Here is a 16,829-nt window from a genome sequence, read left to right on the forward strand (position 1 = left end):
AAGTATGACTGAGCATGATGTGCAAGAGCGCACTGAATCTGACACACTTGAACAAAAAGCCGTTTCCGACGCTCACACGTCTTTAGATGGTTCTTCGCCCCAGTCTTCCAAAGAGATTGGTCTGCCGGATCAGGAAGAGGTGATTGCGGCCATCGCAACGGTTTATGACCCTGAGATCCCGGTTAATATTTATGAACTGGGGCTGATTTACGCGATTGATCTCCATGATGATGGGCGCGTAGAGATAGAAATGTCTCTTACAGCACCGAACTGCCCAAGTGCGCAGGAGTTGCCTGAGATGATTCGGAAAGCAGTCCTTGAGGCCCCGAAGGTTTCTTCTGTGGAAGTGAAAATTGTCTGGGACCCGCCGTGGGATATGAGCCGTATGAGCGATGATGCCCGGTTGGCTCTGAATCTTTTTTGAGACTTTGAAATTATGCCTGATACGAAAACAAAACGTTCCCTGCCTCCCATTATGACACTAACCGATCGTGCTGCCGCGCGACTGGGCAAACTTTATGAAGGCGCAGAGAAGGGGAAGGTCCTGCGTATCAGTGTCGGCGTGCGCGGCTGTTCAGGTCATTCTTATGAGATGAATTTTGTCACAGAAGCCCAACCAGGCGATGAAGTGATCGAGGATAAGAATCAGCGTCTTTTTATTGATCGGAAAGCAACGCTTTTCCTGATCGGTACCGTAATGGATTATGAGGTGAAAGAGCTTGAATCCGGCTTCACTTTTACCAATCCTAACGAAAAAGGCCGCTGTGGATGTGGTGAAAGTTTTTACGTCTAAGACGTCTTTTTATGATCATATTGCTGTCGTGATGGGGTCCTATTTTCTGATGAAATAGGCCCCCATCATGATTGAGGATTAGTTTTTCCGGGCGTTTTTAATCCGTTTGGCATCACGGCTTAATATGACGACAGTTTCAAAATCAGCGGACCATAAAAACTGATCAATCACACTATAGGCAATAACGTCAAAACCTGCCTGTTGCAGAGGTTTTAACTCTTTGGCCAGAAGAGCAGGATTGCAGCTTATATAAATAATATCCTGCACGTTGGATTGTGCCAGGAAGTCCATTTGTTTTCCGGCACCTGAGAAAGGTGGATCCAGAATAACGACTCTGGCATTTTTCAGATCAGAAGCAAGTAAAGGCTGGCGTTTAAGGTCGCGATGGAAGGCGCTCACTCTGGTGCCTGAACTTGCCGTATTCATGGCATCAAAAGCAGCTTTATGGCCTTCATAAGCCTGTACACGGTGCTTTTCTCCTAAGGGGAAGGAGAAAGTACCGTTACCGGCGTAAAGTTCATAAAGAGCGTCTTTTTTATTAAGAGCAGGGAGGCCTTTCATAATAGCGTCAACCAGCTTTTGTTCGGACGAAATAGCTGGCTGCATGAAAGCCCCTGGCGGTGGGGTGACTTTTACCGGACCAAAATGATGAAAAACCGGCTTCCATTGCACAATGATTTCCGGTTCTTCATGAAGTGATGGTCTCCACGCAATGCGGGGAATATTTTTCTGTCGTGCAAAATCAGCCAGTTTCGCCTTATCTGTTGCCGATAATGGGGCTCTTGTTTCCAGAAGAAGATCAGGCCCGCTATCAAGCAGATTGATCAGCAAGCCCCCTCGTCCTGTCAGAGCGCCGATATGAGAAAGACAGTCGCACAAAGCAGGTAAAAGCGCAAAAATCGATTCATCAAGAAGAGCGCACTCTGTCATGTCCACAGGTTCACCGGCACGCTGATGCAACCCGATGATGACACCGCCTTCCTTGCGTTGGACTGCAAAATCCATACGCCTGCGGCTATAGGGTTCAACCTGAGACATATCTGCGACAGGAAGCGTATCAAAGCCTGCATGGCGGAGTGCCTGGCTGGCTCTCTGAGACTTCCACGAAAGGAGCGCCTCCTTGCTCATATGCTGGAGCGTGCATCCCCCACAGATTCCAGAAAGAGAACACGAGGGAACAGTACGGTCTGGAGAAAAATTCCTGATCTCTTTCAGCTCGATTTCGTTTCCATGAACGGAAAGATGTATTTCTTCCCCGGGAAGGACGCCCGGAACGAAATGAGGTTTATCGTTAATAATAACGAGTCCATCCCCTGCTGAACCAAGTTGCTCAACAGGGTACCAGTTTGATTGAGATGTCACGGTATTATTTACTTGTCAGAGAGGATATGAGGCGCGAGTCTGAAGCGGACATTCATAAAGGCCGGGAGCGTTGAGCCAAAACCTTCCTGATTTTCTTCAGATTCAGGCATAGGGGGTAATAATCCCTTATTACGACCATGCCTGTCATTTCGTCTGTCAGAATTTCTGCTTTCGGACGATGCTGGTCGAGGAGCTTTTTCCCGCTTATTTCTGTTTTTATCTTTGTCCCGGGCCGATGTCTGTTTTGAATGTGAGGATGTTGAAGAAGCTGTCTCTTCATCCAGCCATTCCGCCGGAGCAATGCCATCAAGAGTGATATATTCAATAATTTTCCCGGTCAGGCGTTCAATCGCTTCCAGCAAATTATGCTCAGTCGGAAGAGCGAAGCTTAAAGCAAAGCCTTCCTTGCCTGCACGGCCGGTGCGCCCGATACGGTGAACATAATCTTCAGCATTAATGGGAAGATCATAATTAAAGACGTGTGACAGCCCATCAATATCGATACCACGGGCGGCAACGTCAGAGCAGACAAGGATTTTCAGCTCACCGGAACGGAATTTTTCCAATGTCGAAAAACGGACTGTCTGCGTTAGATCACCATGAAGATGTCCCACTGAAAAACGATTCCGGTTCAGGAAGGCCTGCAATTCATCAACGTCACGTTTGCGATTACAGAAAATAATCGCGTTTTCGACATCTTTATGCTGAAGAGCTTTTTTCAAAGCCCATTTCTTATCCTGTTTCTCAACAATGCAAAGACGTTCTGTAATTGTTGTGGCAATAGAAGATTGTCGGGCGACGGTAATTTCTTTTGGATTTGTCAGAAAAGCGTCAGCCAGGCGTTTGATTTCCGGTGCCATTGTGGCTGAGAAAAACAATGTCTGACGTGAGCGGGGAAGCAGGGAAACAATGCGCTCAATATCGGGGATAAATCCCATATCAAGCATACGGTCTGCTTCATCGATAACCAACAGGTCCGTCTGCATCAGGAGCAGACCACCACGGTCAAATAAATCAAGAAGCCTGCCAGGCGTCGCAATTAACACGTCAACACCACGATTAAGCAGGTCACGTTGTTCATTCATGCTGTTCCCGCCAATAAGCAGAGCATGATTCAGGCGCAAATTCTTGCCGTAGAGTTCAAAATTATCGGCAACCTGTAAAGCAAGTTCACGGGTTGGCTCCAATATTAATGAGCGAGGCATTCTCGCGCGTGCACGTGAATTGGAAAGTTTTTCAAGTAACGGCAGCGTAAAGGACGCTGTTTTTCCTGTCCCCGTCTGTGCAACGCCCAGAACGTCATGCCCTGCCAGTACTTCAGGAATTGCCTGAGCCTGAATAGGAGTAGGAGAGCTATAGCCAATCTCTTCAATAGCCTGAAGAATAGGGCGGGAAAGTCCTAAGCTCTCGAAGCGTAGCGCCGTATCAGGGGCCTCAGTTTCAGATTCCTTGGCTTCAGATTCCGGGGGAGAAGAGGGTATTGTATGTGCCGCCGTTTCAGTTTCTTTTTTCTCAGGCGTAATATCGCTCTGTTGAACCAGCTCAGAAGAGGCTGTTTTCTTCCTGGCAGGGGCTCTTTTTTTCCGAGCCGGTGCTTTTTTCTCGGTCTCAGCAATTTCAGCAGGAGCAGGTTGGACCGCTGTTACGGCTGCAGTATCCTCTTTGTCAGATTTTTTCTCTTTAACAGTTTTTTTGGCAACGCCTGATTTTGCGACCGTTTTACGTTTCGTGACGCGTGTCTTTTTAGCAGGGGCCACAGGGGCTACGTCCTGCACATCTCCGTCGTCACCTTCATCAGTAAAGCCGGGAATCTCAATAGGCTGATCTGCCGGTGCATTCGGGTCGACTTTAAGAATTGACGTCGTTTTTTTGCGTCTGGGAGCCGTCTTTTTTTCAGCAACAGCTTTGGAAGTCTTACTGGAAGACGCAGCCTTTGTGGTTGTGCGTTTTTTTCTGGGTTTAACGGCGTCGTCTGATGACGTTAATGCTTTTTCGTCTGTCATGGAGAGTGATTCGTCAGATTTTGAAATATTTTTTCGTTTTTTAGAAACGCCAGTCTCTTCTGCAGGTGCTGACTTCAAGGGTGAAGCCTCTGCCTTTGAAGAGTGATCCTCTGTAACAATGACCTCAGTCTCAGGCGCTTTCTTGCGTGAACGAGGAGATCGGAGGCGGGATACCACGGGAGTGGATGATTTTTTTGCGCTCAAAAGACTCTCAAAATATTTCTTGATAGGCGCATCATAGCTGAATTCAGATCAGTATGATGCGTTACTGAAGTGACCAAAAAGCTGTTTTATAACAAGCTTGTTACACCCTTGGAAAATACATTAAACTTCCCCCGGGTGCAAGTAGAGTGTTTTGCTCCTGATTACTGTAGTGACTCTAGACAAAATGTCCGATGCCCCCCATGGCGGCCGCAATCAGTCCCAGAAGGGTCATCAGCAGAATATTTCTACGCGTTTTTACAAAAATCTCATTTTGGGGACGGATGGCACGGCGCAGTTTCTGATAATTCCCGAGGAACGTTATTAAAAACAGAAAGGTCATAAGAACGCCGCATATGGCCATAACATGATAAGGCCAGCTGAGCCTGATGCCATGATGAATGAAAAGGATAATGCCTGTAATCAGGGCCAATGGGACGACATGGCACAGGGCTCTGAAATAACGTGATAAAGCTTGAATCTGAACGGCCGATTTCTGTGTCGGATCCAGAAGATGAGTGATACGATTTATCTGGAGCGAGAAGATTCCCCCGCCAACCCAGTAGATAATGCTCAATAGGTGCAGGACCAGCAAGGCGCTCCATAAAACAGACATCCACATGATGACCTCAAAATAGTGTTGGAATTATTGGGTCACAGTATAGAGGGAATATCGCCTTATGTCTCATTCTCTATCATGTCCGTCAGTGTTTTCCGGAGGAAAGGGGCTTCATCCCCGGGTTTTACTGTCCCCTGAAGAGACAAAAATCATGGACCAGACAGTTCCCTCCGATGTTGAGCGCCTCATGTTGAATGCCGGGGAAATGGTGGGGCGCGTTATCAGGAAAAAATTTTCACCCTGTAGAATATTGGTGGCGTGTGGCCCTGGAAATAATGGGGGAGATGGACTGGTTGCCGCCCGTTTTTTGCTAAATCATGGATGGCCGGTCGCGGTAACGCTTCTAAAAAACCCACCTTCTTCACCTTTGGCGCAGAAAATGCTTCGTGAATGGAATGGACCTTTAGTGCCTTTTCTGCCCGAGGAAGCTGCGCGTTTTGATATGGTCGTTGATGCTCTTTTCGGTGCGGGTATGAATCGGGCTTTATCTCCTGAAGTTGAAAATTTTTTAGGAGCGGCGCGAAAAATTATTGCTATTGATCTGCCTTCCGGGGTGAACGGTCTTGATGGCGCATTGCTGGGGAAAGTTGCACCATGCTGCCTGAGTGTCTGTTTTGTCAGGCCGCGGCCAGGACATTTTTTACTGCCTGGTGCTCTTTATTGTGGCGAAGTTGCTTGTGCTGATATCGCTCAGTTGCCAGAGGCGCTGGACAGTATAAAACCGGTTTTCTGGCATAATCATCCGAGTCTGTGGAGATTGCCGGCCCAGAAGGCAGGGGATCATAAATATAAAAGGGGAGTCGTCAGTCTGGTAGGAGGGCATGAGATGCCAGGTGCAGCCCGGTTGGCGGCGGGGGCTGCAAGGCGTGTGGGAGCCGGCATGGTCAGAATCGTTGCTTCCAAAGATGATGCTCCTTTTTACAGGTTGGGCGAGCCGGGCCTGATTATCGACGATGCCTTTGAAAAAACCTTGCAGGATTCGCGGAGGAAAGTATGGATCTGCGGACCTGGTCTATTGCCGGAGGAAGCAGGTCATGTGCTCCCGGATATTCTTGTTGCGGGAAAAGAGGTTATTGCCGATGCCGGGGCTCTGAGCTGGGCGTCAGAAGATATTTCCCGTCTGAGAGGCGTAAAAATCATTACACCGCATGATGGAGAATTTTCCCGGCTTTTCCCTGACTATAAAGGGACGCGCCTTCAAAATGCGCAGAAAGCTGCCAAAAGCTTGAATCTGATTGTTGTTCTGAAAGGGGAGGATACGATTATTGCATCACCTGACGGTCGCGTGGTGATCAACTCTCACGCAACTCCGGCTTTGGCGACAGCAGGAACGGGTGATGTCTTGAGTGGGGTTATTGCAGCGCTCTTTGCGGCCGGTATGTCAGCATGGGAGGCTGCGTGCGCAGGAGTCTGGATTCACGGTCAGGCAGGGTTGATGGCGGCGGAGCAGCATGGTGGCTGGATCCTGGCTGAAGATGTGGTCTCTATTCTCGGTTGCGCACGTGAGAAAGCCGCCCAAATAGCCTTCGGTAAGGGTAAAAAATAAAAAAACTATGTAAATTAAAGGTGATTCCCCGTCTTTCTGGTCTGTGACGGCTTGCCCAACAGCGCATCATGCGCTAAAGCCGCTTTCACCACGAAGTGATCCGGGCTATGCTCGGGTCGGAAAGGTCATTGACCCATTGTTATGCGGGCGTGGTGGAATTGGTAGACACGCCAGATTTAGGTTCTGGTGACGCAAGTTGTGGGGGTTCAAGTCCCTCCGCCCGTACCAAAGGTTGATCTTTCATATTAGATATTCATCAACTTTCGCCGAGAGGATCGCCTGGACCATGCAGGTTACGCCCACGCTCAATGAAGGATTAAAGCGCGCCTTCACCGTCGTTGTTCCGTCTGCCGACCTGCAGGCTCGTAGAGACGCACGTTTGAAAGAGATTGCCAAAGACATCCGCCTTCCTGGCTTCCGTCCTGGTAAAGTGCCTGCCTCAGTTGTCAAGCAGCGTTATAGCGAGTCTGTTCAGGCCGAAATTATTGAGAAGCTTGTTCAGGACAATGTTGCAAAACTTCTCGAAGAGCAGAAACTGCGTCCTGCCATTCAGCCGCACATTAATCTTGTGCAGAAAGGCGATGAGGGAAAAGACCTCGAATTCACGGTTGAGATGGAAGTCCTGCCAGACTTTGAAGTTCCTGATCTTTCAGGCCTGAAGCTGACGCGTCTGACAAGCAAGGCTTCTGATGAAGAAATCGAAAAATCCATCGAATCCATTGCAAAGCGCAATCAGACCTTCACAACGCTTGAAGAGAAGCGCCCTGCCGTAAAAGGTGACGTTCTTTGCGTTGATTTCGTCGGTAAATTGAATGGCGAGCCTTTCGAAGGTGGTTCAGCAGACGATGTGAACGTTGAGATCGGTGGGGAAGGCTTCATCCCTGGCTTCGCTGACCAGATGGAAGGCATGGCTCCAGGGGAAGAACGGACCATTACGGTAACGTTCCCTGAAGATTACCAGGCAACGGAGCTTGCCGGTAAGGAAGCAACCTTTGAGATCAAGGCAAAAGAGCTGAAAAAAGCGACGGCGCCTGAAATCAATGATGAGCTGGCCAAGAAGCTGGGACTCGAGGATCTCGAAGCATTACGCAAGATTTTAAGAGAGCAGCTGGAAGGTGAATATAACCAGCTTTCACGTATGCGTATCAAGCGTGACCTGCTTGATCTTCTTGCTGATAAAGTTGATTTTGAAGCACCCGCATCTCTGGTTGATGCAGAATTTGCCCAGATCTGGGCCCGCATCGAAGAAGAACGCAAAGCAGGTCGTCTGGACGAAGAAGAAGCTGCAAAAGACGAAGAAACATTGCGTGCAGATTACCGTAAAATCGCTGTTCGCCGCGTTAAACTTGGCCTCCTTCTGGCTGAAATTGGCCGCAAGCAGGATATTCAGGTTTCCCGTGAAGAGCTTATGGGAGCTGTGCAGCAGGAGATTCGTCGTTTCCCTGGGCAGGAAAAACTTGTTTATGAGTTCTTCTCCCGTAATCCGCAGGCCGTTGAAAATCTAAAAGGTCCAATCCTTGAGAATAAGGTTGTGGATTATCTTATTGAACTCTCTGATGTCACAGACAAAGAAGTGACACCAGAAGAGCTGGCAGACATGCCGGAAGCAGACTAAATCTGCCTTAAAAGGGAGTCTTTGAAATAAAAGACTCCCTTCATTCCTTTTTTTTGACCGATTCCCCTTTGACGGAAGATCATTCCTGCACCATTTTATATGGACAGAAGTCTGCCCCGACATTTAAATTGAGGGAAGGCATAAAGGAAATCTACAATGGACATTGGGGACCGCAACCCTCTTGATATTTTTAACAGTACCCTCGTGCCCATGGTTGTCGAACAGACGTCCCGTGGTGAGAGGTCATTTGATATATTCTCCCGTCTTCTGCAGGAGAGAATTATTTTCCTGACTGGAACTGTTTATGATCAGGTTTCTTCGCTGGTCTGTGCGCAGTTGCTCTATCTGGAAAGTGTTAATCCCACAAAAGAGATTTCATTTTATATCAATAGTCCCGGTGGTGTCGTTTCAGCGGGTCTGGCGATGTATGATACCATGCAATATATCCGTTGCCCGGTCAGTACTGTTTGTATCGGTCAGGCTGCTTCCATGGGGTCTCTTCTTCTTGCCGGTGGTGAAAAGGGGCGGCGTTTCTGTCTGCCTAATGCACGTGTCATGGTGCACCAGCCTTCGGGAGGAGCACAGGGACAAGCCTCGGATATTGAAATTCAAGCACGTGAGATCCTTGTTATTCGTAAAAGGCTTAACGAAATATATAAAGAACACACAGGCCGCTCTCTTGAGGAAATTGAGCAGGCTCTGGAACGTGATCGTTATATGTCTGCCGATGAAGCGCGCGATTTTGGTCTTGTCGATGAAGTTGTTCGCCGTCATCCTTCTGCTGAGGCAGATAAGGCACACTAATTTACCAGCGTGATGGTAAGGAATTTGAGATGGTCAGGCTGCGCTTCTTTAGAAGGCAGGCTGCCATAAGGGGACTGTTATGAGCGAAAACGAAAGCGATTCAAAGAATACCTTATATTGTTCGTTCTGCGGCAAGTCCCAGCACGAAGTTAACAAGTTGATCGCAGGGCCTACAGTTTTTATCTGTAATGAATGTGTTGAGTTATGCACCGACATCATTCGCGCTGAACATAGCGGGGACCCTGTAAAATCAAAAGAGGGTGTGCCGACACCCCGTGAAATTTTCAAGGTGCTTGATGATTATGTCATCGGGCAGAAACAGGCGAAGAAGGCTTTGTCTGTCGCGGTTCATAATCACTATAAAAGACTGGAACTGAACGATAAGTCATCGGATGTGGAAATTGGTAAATCCAATATTCTGCTGATTGGCCCTACCGGAACAGGGAAAACACTTCTGGCGCAGACACTCGCGCGCATTCTCGATGTTCCTTTCACGATGGCTGATGCGACGACACTGACTGAAGCAGGATATGTCGGCGAGGATGTTGAGAATATCATTCTCAAACTGCTTCAGGCTGCCAATTATGATGTTGAGAAAGCCCAGAGAGGGATCGTTTATATCGACGAGATCGACAAGATTTCGCGCAAGGCGGAAAATCCTTCCATTACACGCGATGTATCAGGCGAGGGGGTGCAACAGGCACTTCTGAAACTGATGGAAGGGACCGTTGCTTCTGTGCCACCTCAGGGGGGGCGTAAACATCCGCAGCAGGAATTCCTGCAGGTTGATACAACCAATATGTTGTTTATCTGTGGGGGGGCTTTTGCCGGTCTTGATAAGATCATCACAGCCCGTGGAAAAGGTTCATCCATGGGGTTCGGGGCCGATGTGCGTTCAGAAGATGAACGCCGCCTTGGGGATGTGTTGCGTGATATTGAGCCGGAAGATCTGATGAAATTCGGGTTAATTCCTGAATTTATCGGCCGCCTGCCTGTGATTGCGACTCTTGAGGATCTTGATGAGGCCATGCTGGTTCAGATTCTGAGTGAGCCTCGTAACGCTTTAGTGAAACAATACGCACGCCTTTTCCAGATGGAAAATGTTGAGCTTTCCTTTACCAGTGATGCTCTTTCAGCAATCGCGGCGCGTGCTATTGAACGCAAAACAGGGGCTAGAGGGTTGCGCTCCATATTGGAAAAAATCCTGCTCGATACTATGTATGATTTGCCAGGGCGCGATACTGTAAAAGAAGTTGTCGTTAACCGTGACGTAGCGGAGGGAAAAACATCTCCTGTTTATGTTTACGGGCCCGATGAAGAACGAAAAACAGTCGAAAAATCTGCCTGAGCTTTTTAAAAATCTTGGGCTTTGTGCCCATTCAGGGGCAAAGCCCGATTGATCGTCCAATTTGGAGATCTCGTAAATGAGTGAAGAGAAAAAGTCGAAGCCTCGTGCGCGTAAAAGCGCCGTGGAGAAGGTTGAAGTAAAGGGGGGTAAGGAGACAGTAAAGCGTAAATCTGCCCCTAAACGGACGGCTGCAACGCGTAAAAAACCCGAGTCAGTGGCCAGGAAAAATGACGAGGGCGCGCAGGTAAAGTCTTATCCTGTACTGCCCCTTCGCAATATTGTTGTATTTCCCAATATGATTGTCCCCCTGTTTGTAGGGCGGGATAAATCGGTTAACGCGCTGGAAACCCTTGATAAGGACCATAATGAAATCCTGCTGGTGACCCAGAAGGATATCGCTCTGGATGATCCGGGAGCTGATGATATTTATCGGGTCGGGACGATCGCCAATATTCTCCAGATACTGAAACTTCCTGACGGGACTGTTAAAGTGCTGGTAGAGGGGATCAGGCGTGCCCATATCACCAAACTTCATGACCGGAAAGAATATTTCCTGGCTGAAATAGAGGACCTGGAAGACTCTTTCAGTGAATCGGAAAGCGATCTCGCTGCTCTTGCACGGTCTGTGACCTTGCGTTTTGAAGATTATGTGTCTCTGAACAAGAAAATTGCGCCAGAGATCGCATCTTCTATCAGTCAGCTTGAAAATCTGTCCCAGAAGGCGGATACAATCGCGAGCCATCTCAATCTCAAGATCGCTGAAAAGCAGGATTTGCTTGAGACGGTTTCAGTCGAGGCCCGTCTGGAGAAAATTTTTGCTTTCATGGAAGCTGAAATTGATATCCTCGAAGTTGAGAAACGTATTCGAGGCCGCGTCAAAAAACAGATGGAGAAGACGCAGCGCGAATATTACCTGAATGAGCAGATCAAGGCGATTCAGAAAGAACTTGGAGACGGAGAGGAAGGGACTGACGACCTCGCAGAACTTGAAGAAAAGATCAAGCAGACCCGTCTTTCCAAAGAAGCGCGCGACAAGGCCACTTCCGAGCTGAAAAAGCTTAAAAATATGAGCCCGTCTTCAGCAGAAAGTTCTGTTGTCAGAAACTATCTGGATTGGCTTGTAGATCTTCCATGGGAGAAACGCTCAAAAATTTCGCGCTCTCTGGAAAATGCCGAAACCATCATGGATGCGGATCATTATGGCCTGGAGAAGGTCAAGGAACGTATCCTGGAATATCTGGCTGTGCAGAGTCGCTCTCGTAAGTTAAAAGGGCCGATTCTGTGCCTTGTGGGGCCTCCCGGCGTTGGTAAAACGTCGCTTGCCCGCTCCATTGCTCACGCAACAGGCCGTAAATATGTGCGGATGGCTCTGGGAGGTATGCGCGACGAATCAGAGATCAGAGGGCACAGGCGCACTTATATAGGAGCGATGCCTGGTAAAATTCTTCAGAGCATGAAGAAAGTGGGGGTTTCAAACCCACTCTTCCTGCTTGATGAGGTGGATAAACTTGGCTCTGACTGGCGGGGAGACCCATCTGCAGCGTTGCTGGAGGTGCTTGATCCTGAACAGAATAAGAACTTCACAGACCATTATCTCGAAGTTGATTATGACCTTTCAGATGTAATGTTTGTTGCAACGGCCAATACGCTTGATATGCCCCAGCCCTTGCTGGACCGCATGGAAGTGATTCGCCTCTCTGGTTATACCGAAGAAGAAAAGCTGGAGATTGCCAAACGTCACCTTCTCAAAAAACAGGGCGAGGAACATAACCTCAAGCCTGCTGAATGGGAGGTGACAGATGATGCGCTTCTGATGCTGATTCGGCGCTATACGCGTGAGGCTGGTGTGCGTGATCTGGAGCGTTTTATCGCGCGTCTGGCTCGCAAAATCGTCCGTGAACTTCTTTCAAAGAAAGTCAAACGAGTCAAAATCACCTCTGAGAATCTGGAAAAATATGCCGGAATTCCCAGATTCCATCATGGTGAAATTGATTCTGAAGATCAGGTCGGGATTGTGACAGGTCTTGCCTGGACGCAGGTTGGTGGTGAGATTCTGACCATTGAAAGTTTGCTGATCCCTGGCAAAGGGCAGGTCAGGCAGACGGGAAAACTGGGTGACGTTATGAAAGAAAGCGTCTCTGCTGCGTTTTCCTATGTGCGTTCCCGTGCGGATGATTTTGGAATCAGCAAGGAAATTCTGGAGGAAAAGGATGTTCATATCCATCTTCCCGAAGGTGCTGTGCCTAAAGATGGCCCCTCAGCGGGGATCGCGCTTGTGACCTCGCTTGTCAGTGTTATGACCCGTATTCCCGTCAGGCATGATGTGGCAATGACCGGTGAAGTGACATTGCGTGGCCATGTGCTGGAAATTGGTGGTTTGAAAGAAAAACTTCTTGCTGCCGTGAGAGCGGGTATCAAGCTTGTCATGATTCCTGAAAGCAACATGAAAGATCTTGCGGATATTCCAGAGAGTGTTCGTCAAAAATTGAAGATTCTTCCTGTGCGGCATGTCAACGAAGTGCTAGAGATCGCCCTCGCTGGAAAACCAGAGCCAATTCTTGCTGAATCCTTGCTGAACAAGGCCGTGGAGAGTGGTGAAACTGTGCTTTCTCAGCCGCTACCGCATTAAGTTGGTGGGTTTGTGCGATTCTACCAGTTGACGTAGAGAAAAAGCGCTTCATAGTGCAAGCGTTGGTGCTAATATTGTTATGGTCTGTTCCTTACCCTTAAGGGGCAGGCTGTGACGCCAAAACTAGAAAGGCTTACCATGGAGAAACCACTAAACAAGCAGGAACTGATTGCCGCCGTTGCAGAATCTGTTGACCTGCCAAAAGCAAAAACAGGTGAAGTGCTTGATGCCGTTTTTGCCACCATTGAGAAAACACTTTCTCAGGGTCAGGAAGTTCGCCTTGTTGGCTTTGGCAGCTTTGTGACGGCTTCTCGTAAGGCCGCCAAAGGTCGTAACCCCCGCACAGGCGAGGAAATCGACATTCCTGCTTCCACCTCTGTCCGCTTTAAACCGGGCAAAGGTCTGAAAGAGGCCGTAAGCCGTTAATTTTAAACATGGGATGCATAAATATTTGAAAATATTATGTGCATCCCTGTTGCGTAGGGGAACGTTTTAACGTATACCCTGCTGCGGGCAATTAGCTCAGAGGTAGAGCGTCTCGTTTACACCGAGATGGTCGGCGGTTCGATCCCGTCATTGCCCACCATCTGACAAATTCATGATCCGGTTTTGTTTATGTGGCGTTTCGAGATTCATGACGTCCTGACATCGACACTGGATTACTGCCGTCAAAAAGCCAATCAGAACGAAAAATCCGGCCTTGTGGTTATTGCTCATGAGCAAAGTGCCGGGCGAGGAACACGCGGCCGTAAATGGTCCGGCTCTCAGGATAATTTGGCTCTGACATTCTTACTTTACGGAGATAAGGAAGGCACACTTCTTTCGGCCCTGCCATTTATGACAGGCGTTGCTTTGTATGATTCGTGTCAGAATTGTCTTTCTGATCCCGGGAAGGGAAAAGAGGGGGAACATTTCCTGTTTCAGTTGAAATGGCCTAATGATCTTTTGTTAAATGGCGGGAAAATATCTGGGATCTTAATTGAATCCGGCCATAATGAAGAAGGCCAGTGGCTTTCTGTCGGTGTTGGCGTTAACCTGAGGACAGCCCCTGACCTTCCTGACCGCAAAACAGCTTCTTTTTCCGATGTCAGCGTGCCGCCACATCCAGTCATATTTGCCAGAAGGCTGATGGATATGATGGGACACTGGTTGGCCCACTGGCAAGATGGTGGAAATGGCGTTATTTATGAAGCCTGGCTCAGGCGAGCCCACCCGATTGGGACGGAACTGAGAATCGTTAATGCCGATGGAGCTGTGACCGGGACATTTAATGGTCTTGACTCCTATGGGCGGTTATTGTTGCGACTGGATGAAGGAGACATTATTCCAGTCGTGACAGGTGATATTTTTTGTTTGTGAAGGAGAGAGCGTGCTTCTCGTCATTGATGCCGGCAATACCAATGTGGTTTTTGCACTACATGACGGGCAGTCATGGCTAGGTCACTGGCGCATATCGACTGAAAATCGCCGCACTTCTGACGAATATGCCGTCTGGTTTCTGGCATTGATCAATCGTCTGGGGCTGGGCGGAAAAAAGATTGACCGGGTCATTATCAGTACCGTTGTCCCGGCCATATTGCATGATTTGCGCCGTTTTTGCAGAGACTGGCTTGATAAGGAAGCCTTGATTGCTGATAACAAGCTGCAATGGGGCTTGGGCGTTCTCATTGATAACCCGGAAGAGCTGGGTTCTGATCGCCGTTTGAATGGATTAGCGGCACATCATCTTTATGGTGGCCCACTGATTGTTGTGGATTTTGGCACAGCGACGACCTTTGACGTTGTAGATGAAGCAGGGAATTATTGTGGGGGAGCCATTGCTCCGGGCGTGAATTTATCAATGGATGCTTTGCATATGGCAGCAGCGCGGCTGCCACGTATATCCATTGGCCGCCCGATGAATGCGATCGGGCGTAATACCCATAATGCCATGAGATCAGGCCTTTATTGGGGATATATCGGTCTGGTTGAAAATGTCCTTCATCATATCAGAAAAGAAATAAACCACACCGGTAACGAGCCGGTAAAAATTATTGCAACAGGTGGTCTGGCGTCACTCTTTGCCGAGGGAACAGAGTGTTTTGACGTTATCGCCCCTGATTTGACACTGGATGGCCTCCGTATTCTGGCAGACCTGAATGAGGCAGAAATTTTAAGGAATTCTTCGGAAGGTAATCAAATTCCGAACAGTGGATAGAGAGTTTTTTTTGACGTTATGAAAGAGTACTTATGAAAAATAACACAGAAGAAAAGGACGGTCTCGCCTTTCTCCCATTAGGGGGGACAGGCGAAATCGGTATGAATTTCAACCTTTATCGTTTGCGTCAGGACGGCCAGGAAAACTGGCTGGCAGTCGATTGCGGAATTGGTTTTTCAGGTAATGATACGCCTGAGGCTGATATCCTTGTTGCTGATCCGGGCTATATCGAAGAAAGAGCTGACAAATTATGTGGGCTGGTTATAACCCATGCTCATGAAGACCATCTTGGGGCCGTTGCCTATCTGTGGCCGCGTTTGCGTTGTCCGATTTACGCAACCCCTTTTGCTGCGGCTGTTGTGCGGCGTAAATTGGGGGAAGCGAGATTAAGCAATCGCGTCACGATTCACGTTATTCGCCCGGGGTCCCATTTTGATGTCGGGCCCTTTGCCCTGCAATTTATTCCTGTCACACATTCAATTGTAGAAGCGCAATCCCTGGCGATTCATTCGCCTTACGGAACGATCTTGCACACAGGTGACTGGAAAATTGACCCCAACCCGCTTGTCGGTCCTTTGACTGATTTCGAGGCCTTTAAGGAGCTGGGGCAGAAGGGTGTCCTTGCCATGATTGGCGATAGCACCAATGCTTTAAAGGAAGGTCCTTCCGAATCAGAGTCCGAGGTCAGGAAAAGTCTCTTCAAGCTGATTGCCGGTTTAAAGGGGCGCGTAGCTGTTACCTGTTTTGCCAGTAACGTTGCCCGTGTTGAGAGTATCGCTCTTGCAGCCCAGGCAGCAGGGCGCCAGGTCATGATTGTCGGGCGGTCTCTCAAGAACCTTGAAATCGCAGCGCGTGAATGTGGTTATCTCTCCGAGGTTCCCTATTTTCTCACCGAGCAGGATGCTGAAGATATCCCTGATGATAATATCCTGATGATCGTTACAGGGAGCCAGGGAGAGCCGCGTTCTGCTCTTTCCCGGATCGCTGCGGACGTTCATCAGACAATTGCCTTCGGGGAAGGTGATACGGTTATTTATAGCTCACGCGTCATTCCTGGTAATGAGCTGGCTGTGATGAATGTGCAGGATAATCTGACGCGCCGAGGTGTGAATGTCATCACGGATAGGGAAGCCTTTGTTCATACGTCTGGTCACGCCACGAGCGAGGATATCCGTCACCTTTATAGCCTGGTGAAGCCTAAATACAGCGTGCCGACCCATGGTGAATGGCGCCATATGACTGCACATGCAGCCCTTGCTCATGAGGCAGGTTCAGAGGTTGTGTTGCTGGAGGATGGCGATATCCTCCATCTGGGACCCGATAAGGTGGAAGTGCTTGACACAGCCCCGACTGGCCGTTGGGCAGTGGATGCGGGCCGGCTTCTGCCCCTGTCTGGTGATGTTCTCGCGGCAAGGCGCCGCATGCTGTTCAATGGTATGGTATTGGCCAGTTTTGCTGTTGATGATGAAGGTTACGTCATTGGTGAGCCGCGCATCAGTGCGCCGGGGCTGCTTGATGATAATGACCCCGTATCAGAACGTATTAAAAATGATTTTGCTCAGGCAATTGACGAAATCCCTGACGAGTTACGTCAGGATGACCACGCATTTCACGAAGCCGCCTGTACGGCATTGCGTCATGCTCTTGGTCGGAAATTGCAAAAGCGTCCTCTTGTTGATGTTCATCTCTTGCGTGTTTAAGGATAGACCTTC

General features: G+C 48.8%; 14 protein-coding genes and 2 tRNA genes. 13 read left to right on the top strand and 3 right to left on the bottom strand.

The window, feature by feature from the left end; genetic code table 11:
* Positions 1 to 4: 4 nt before the first annotated feature.
* Both ACSYSY_RS03580 and ACSYSY_RS03585 read left to right on the top strand, forming a co-directional pair.
* A complete protein-coding gene (locus ACSYSY_RS03580) occupies positions 5 to 424 on the top strand; it encodes an SUF system Fe-S cluster assembly protein (protein WP_491707936.1) in 420 nt (139 codons plus the stop codon).
* 12 nt (positions 425 to 436) lie between these two features.
* A complete protein-coding gene (locus ACSYSY_RS03585) occupies positions 437 to 793 on the top strand; it encodes a HesB/IscA family protein (protein ID WP_491707937.1) in 357 nt (118 codons plus the stop codon).
* Between the two features lie 78 nt (positions 794 to 871).
* Here ACSYSY_RS03585 and ACSYSY_RS03590 read toward each other — a convergent pair whose 3' ends face one another.
* From ACSYSY_RS03590 to ACSYSY_RS03600, 3 genes are all read right to left on the bottom strand, one after another.
* On the bottom strand, positions 872 to 2,155 hold the full coding sequence (locus tag ACSYSY_RS03590; RefSeq protein WP_491707938.1) for a class I SAM-dependent RNA methyltransferase: 1,284 nt from the start codon (positions 2,153 to 2,155) through the stop codon (positions 872 to 874).
* A gap of 8 nt (positions 2,156 to 2,163) precedes the next feature.
* Positions 2,164 to 4,236: a DEAD/DEAH box helicase gene (locus tag ACSYSY_RS03595; protein ID WP_491707939.1), complete on the bottom strand. Its 2,073-nt coding sequence runs from the start codon at positions 4,234 to 4,236 to the stop codon at positions 2,164 to 2,166.
* Positions 4,237 to 4,537: 301 nt separating this feature from the next.
* Entirely contained in the window at positions 4,538 to 4,975 is a 438-nt protein-coding gene (locus ACSYSY_RS03600; RefSeq protein ID WP_491707940.1) for a hypothetical protein, read from the bottom strand.
* A 154-nt stretch (positions 4,976 to 5,129) separates the two neighbouring features.
* Here ACSYSY_RS03600 and ACSYSY_RS03605 point away from each other — a divergent pair, with 154 nt between their 5' ends.
* From ACSYSY_RS03605 to ACSYSY_RS03655, 11 genes are all read left to right on the top strand, one after another.
* Entirely contained in the window at positions 5,130 to 6,524 is a 1,395-nt protein-coding gene (locus tag ACSYSY_RS03605; protein WP_491707941.1) for an NAD(P)H-hydrate dehydratase, read from the top strand.
* A gap of 143 nt (positions 6,525 to 6,667) precedes the next feature.
* A tRNA-Leu gene (locus tag ACSYSY_RS03610) sits at positions 6,668 to 6,752 on the top strand.
* Between the two features lie 58 nt (positions 6,753 to 6,810).
* The gene (gene tig, locus ACSYSY_RS03615; RefSeq protein WP_491707942.1) at positions 6,811 to 8,139 is read left to right on the top strand and encodes a trigger factor; all 1,329 of its coding nucleotides are present in this window, start codon (positions 6,811 to 6,813) and stop codon (positions 8,137 to 8,139) included.
* A 156-nt stretch (positions 8,140 to 8,295) separates the two neighbouring features.
* Complete coding sequence (locus tag ACSYSY_RS03620) at positions 8,296 to 8,943, top strand: ATP-dependent Clp protease proteolytic subunit (RefSeq protein WP_491707943.1); 648 nt, start codon at positions 8,296 to 8,298, stop codon at positions 8,941 to 8,943.
* Between the two features lie 79 nt (positions 8,944 to 9,022).
* The gene (gene clpX, locus ACSYSY_RS03625; protein ID WP_491707944.1) at positions 9,023 to 10,291 is read left to right on the top strand and encodes an ATP-dependent Clp protease ATP-binding subunit ClpX; all 1,269 of its coding nucleotides are present in this window, start codon (positions 9,023 to 9,025) and stop codon (positions 10,289 to 10,291) included.
* Positions 10,292 to 10,367: 76 nt separating this feature from the next.
* Complete coding sequence (gene lon / locus ACSYSY_RS03630; protein ID WP_491707945.1) at positions 10,368 to 12,920, top strand: endopeptidase La; 2,553 nt, start codon at positions 10,368 to 10,370, stop codon at positions 12,918 to 12,920.
* A 138-nt stretch (positions 12,921 to 13,058) separates the two neighbouring features.
* Positions 13,059 to 13,346 carry an HU family DNA-binding protein gene (locus tag ACSYSY_RS03635; RefSeq protein WP_491707946.1) on the top strand — a complete coding sequence of 96 codons (288 nt, stop codon included), beginning with the start codon at positions 13,059 to 13,061 and terminating at the stop codon, positions 13,344 to 13,346.
* A gap of 85 nt (positions 13,347 to 13,431) precedes the next feature.
* Positions 13,432 to 13,506: transfer RNA gene (locus tag ACSYSY_RS03640), tRNA-Val, on the top strand.
* A gap of 29 nt (positions 13,507 to 13,535) precedes the next feature.
* Positions 13,536 to 14,279 carry a biotin--[acetyl-CoA-carboxylase] ligase gene (locus tag ACSYSY_RS03645; protein ID WP_491707947.1) on the top strand — a complete coding sequence of 248 codons (744 nt, stop codon included), beginning with the start codon at positions 13,536 to 13,538 and terminating at the stop codon, positions 14,277 to 14,279.
* 10 nt (positions 14,280 to 14,289) lie between these two features.
* Complete coding sequence (locus tag ACSYSY_RS03650) at positions 14,290 to 15,117, top strand: type III pantothenate kinase (protein ID WP_491707948.1); 828 nt, start codon at positions 14,290 to 14,292, stop codon at positions 15,115 to 15,117.
* Between the two features lie 32 nt (positions 15,118 to 15,149).
* A complete protein-coding gene (locus ACSYSY_RS03655) occupies positions 15,150 to 16,817 on the top strand; it encodes a ribonuclease J (protein ID WP_491707949.1) in 1,668 nt (555 codons plus the stop codon).
* The last annotated feature ends 12 nt before the right edge of the window (positions 16,818 to 16,829 follow it).

The sequence above is a fragment of the Aristophania sp. ESL1100 genome, assembly GCF_058511235.1.

What these genes read in the sequence shown, in the direction of transcription:
- ACSYSY_RS03580 (WP_491707936.1), top strand. Translation starts at nt 5, where the DNA reads ATGACTGAGCATGATGTGCAAGAGCGCACTGAATCTGACACACTTGAA.
- ACSYSY_RS03600 (WP_491707940.1), bottom strand. Translation starts at nt 4,975, where the DNA reads ATGTCTGTTTTATGGAGCGCCTTGCTGGTCCTGCACCTATTGAGCATT.
- clpX (WP_491707944.1), top strand. Translation starts at nt 9,023, where the DNA reads ATGAGCGAAAACGAAAGCGATTCAAAGAATACCTTATATTGTTCGTTC.
- ACSYSY_RS03655 (WP_491707949.1), top strand. Translation starts at nt 15,150, where the DNA reads ATGAAAAATAACACAGAAGAAAAGGACGGTCTCGCCTTTCTCCCATTA.
- ACSYSY_RS03635 (WP_491707946.1), top strand. Translation starts at nt 13,059, where the DNA reads ATGGAGAAACCACTAAACAAGCAGGAACTGATTGCCGCCGTTGCAGAA.
- tig (WP_491707942.1), top strand. Translation starts at nt 6,811, where the DNA reads ATGCAGGTTACGCCCACGCTCAATGAAGGATTAAAGCGCGCCTTCACC.
- ACSYSY_RS03645 (WP_491707947.1), top strand. Translation starts at nt 13,536, where the DNA reads ATGTGGCGTTTCGAGATTCATGACGTCCTGACATCGACACTGGATTAC.
- ACSYSY_RS03605 (WP_491707941.1), top strand. Translation starts at nt 5,130, where the DNA reads ATGGACCAGACAGTTCCCTCCGATGTTGAGCGCCTCATGTTGAATGCC.
- ACSYSY_RS03620 (WP_491707943.1), top strand. Translation starts at nt 8,296, where the DNA reads ATGGACATTGGGGACCGCAACCCTCTTGATATTTTTAACAGTACCCTC.
- ACSYSY_RS03585 (WP_491707937.1), top strand. Translation starts at nt 437, where the DNA reads ATGCCTGATACGAAAACAAAACGTTCCCTGCCTCCCATTATGACACTA.
- lon (WP_491707945.1), top strand. Translation starts at nt 10,368, where the DNA reads ATGAGTGAAGAGAAAAAGTCGAAGCCTCGTGCGCGTAAAAGCGCCGTG.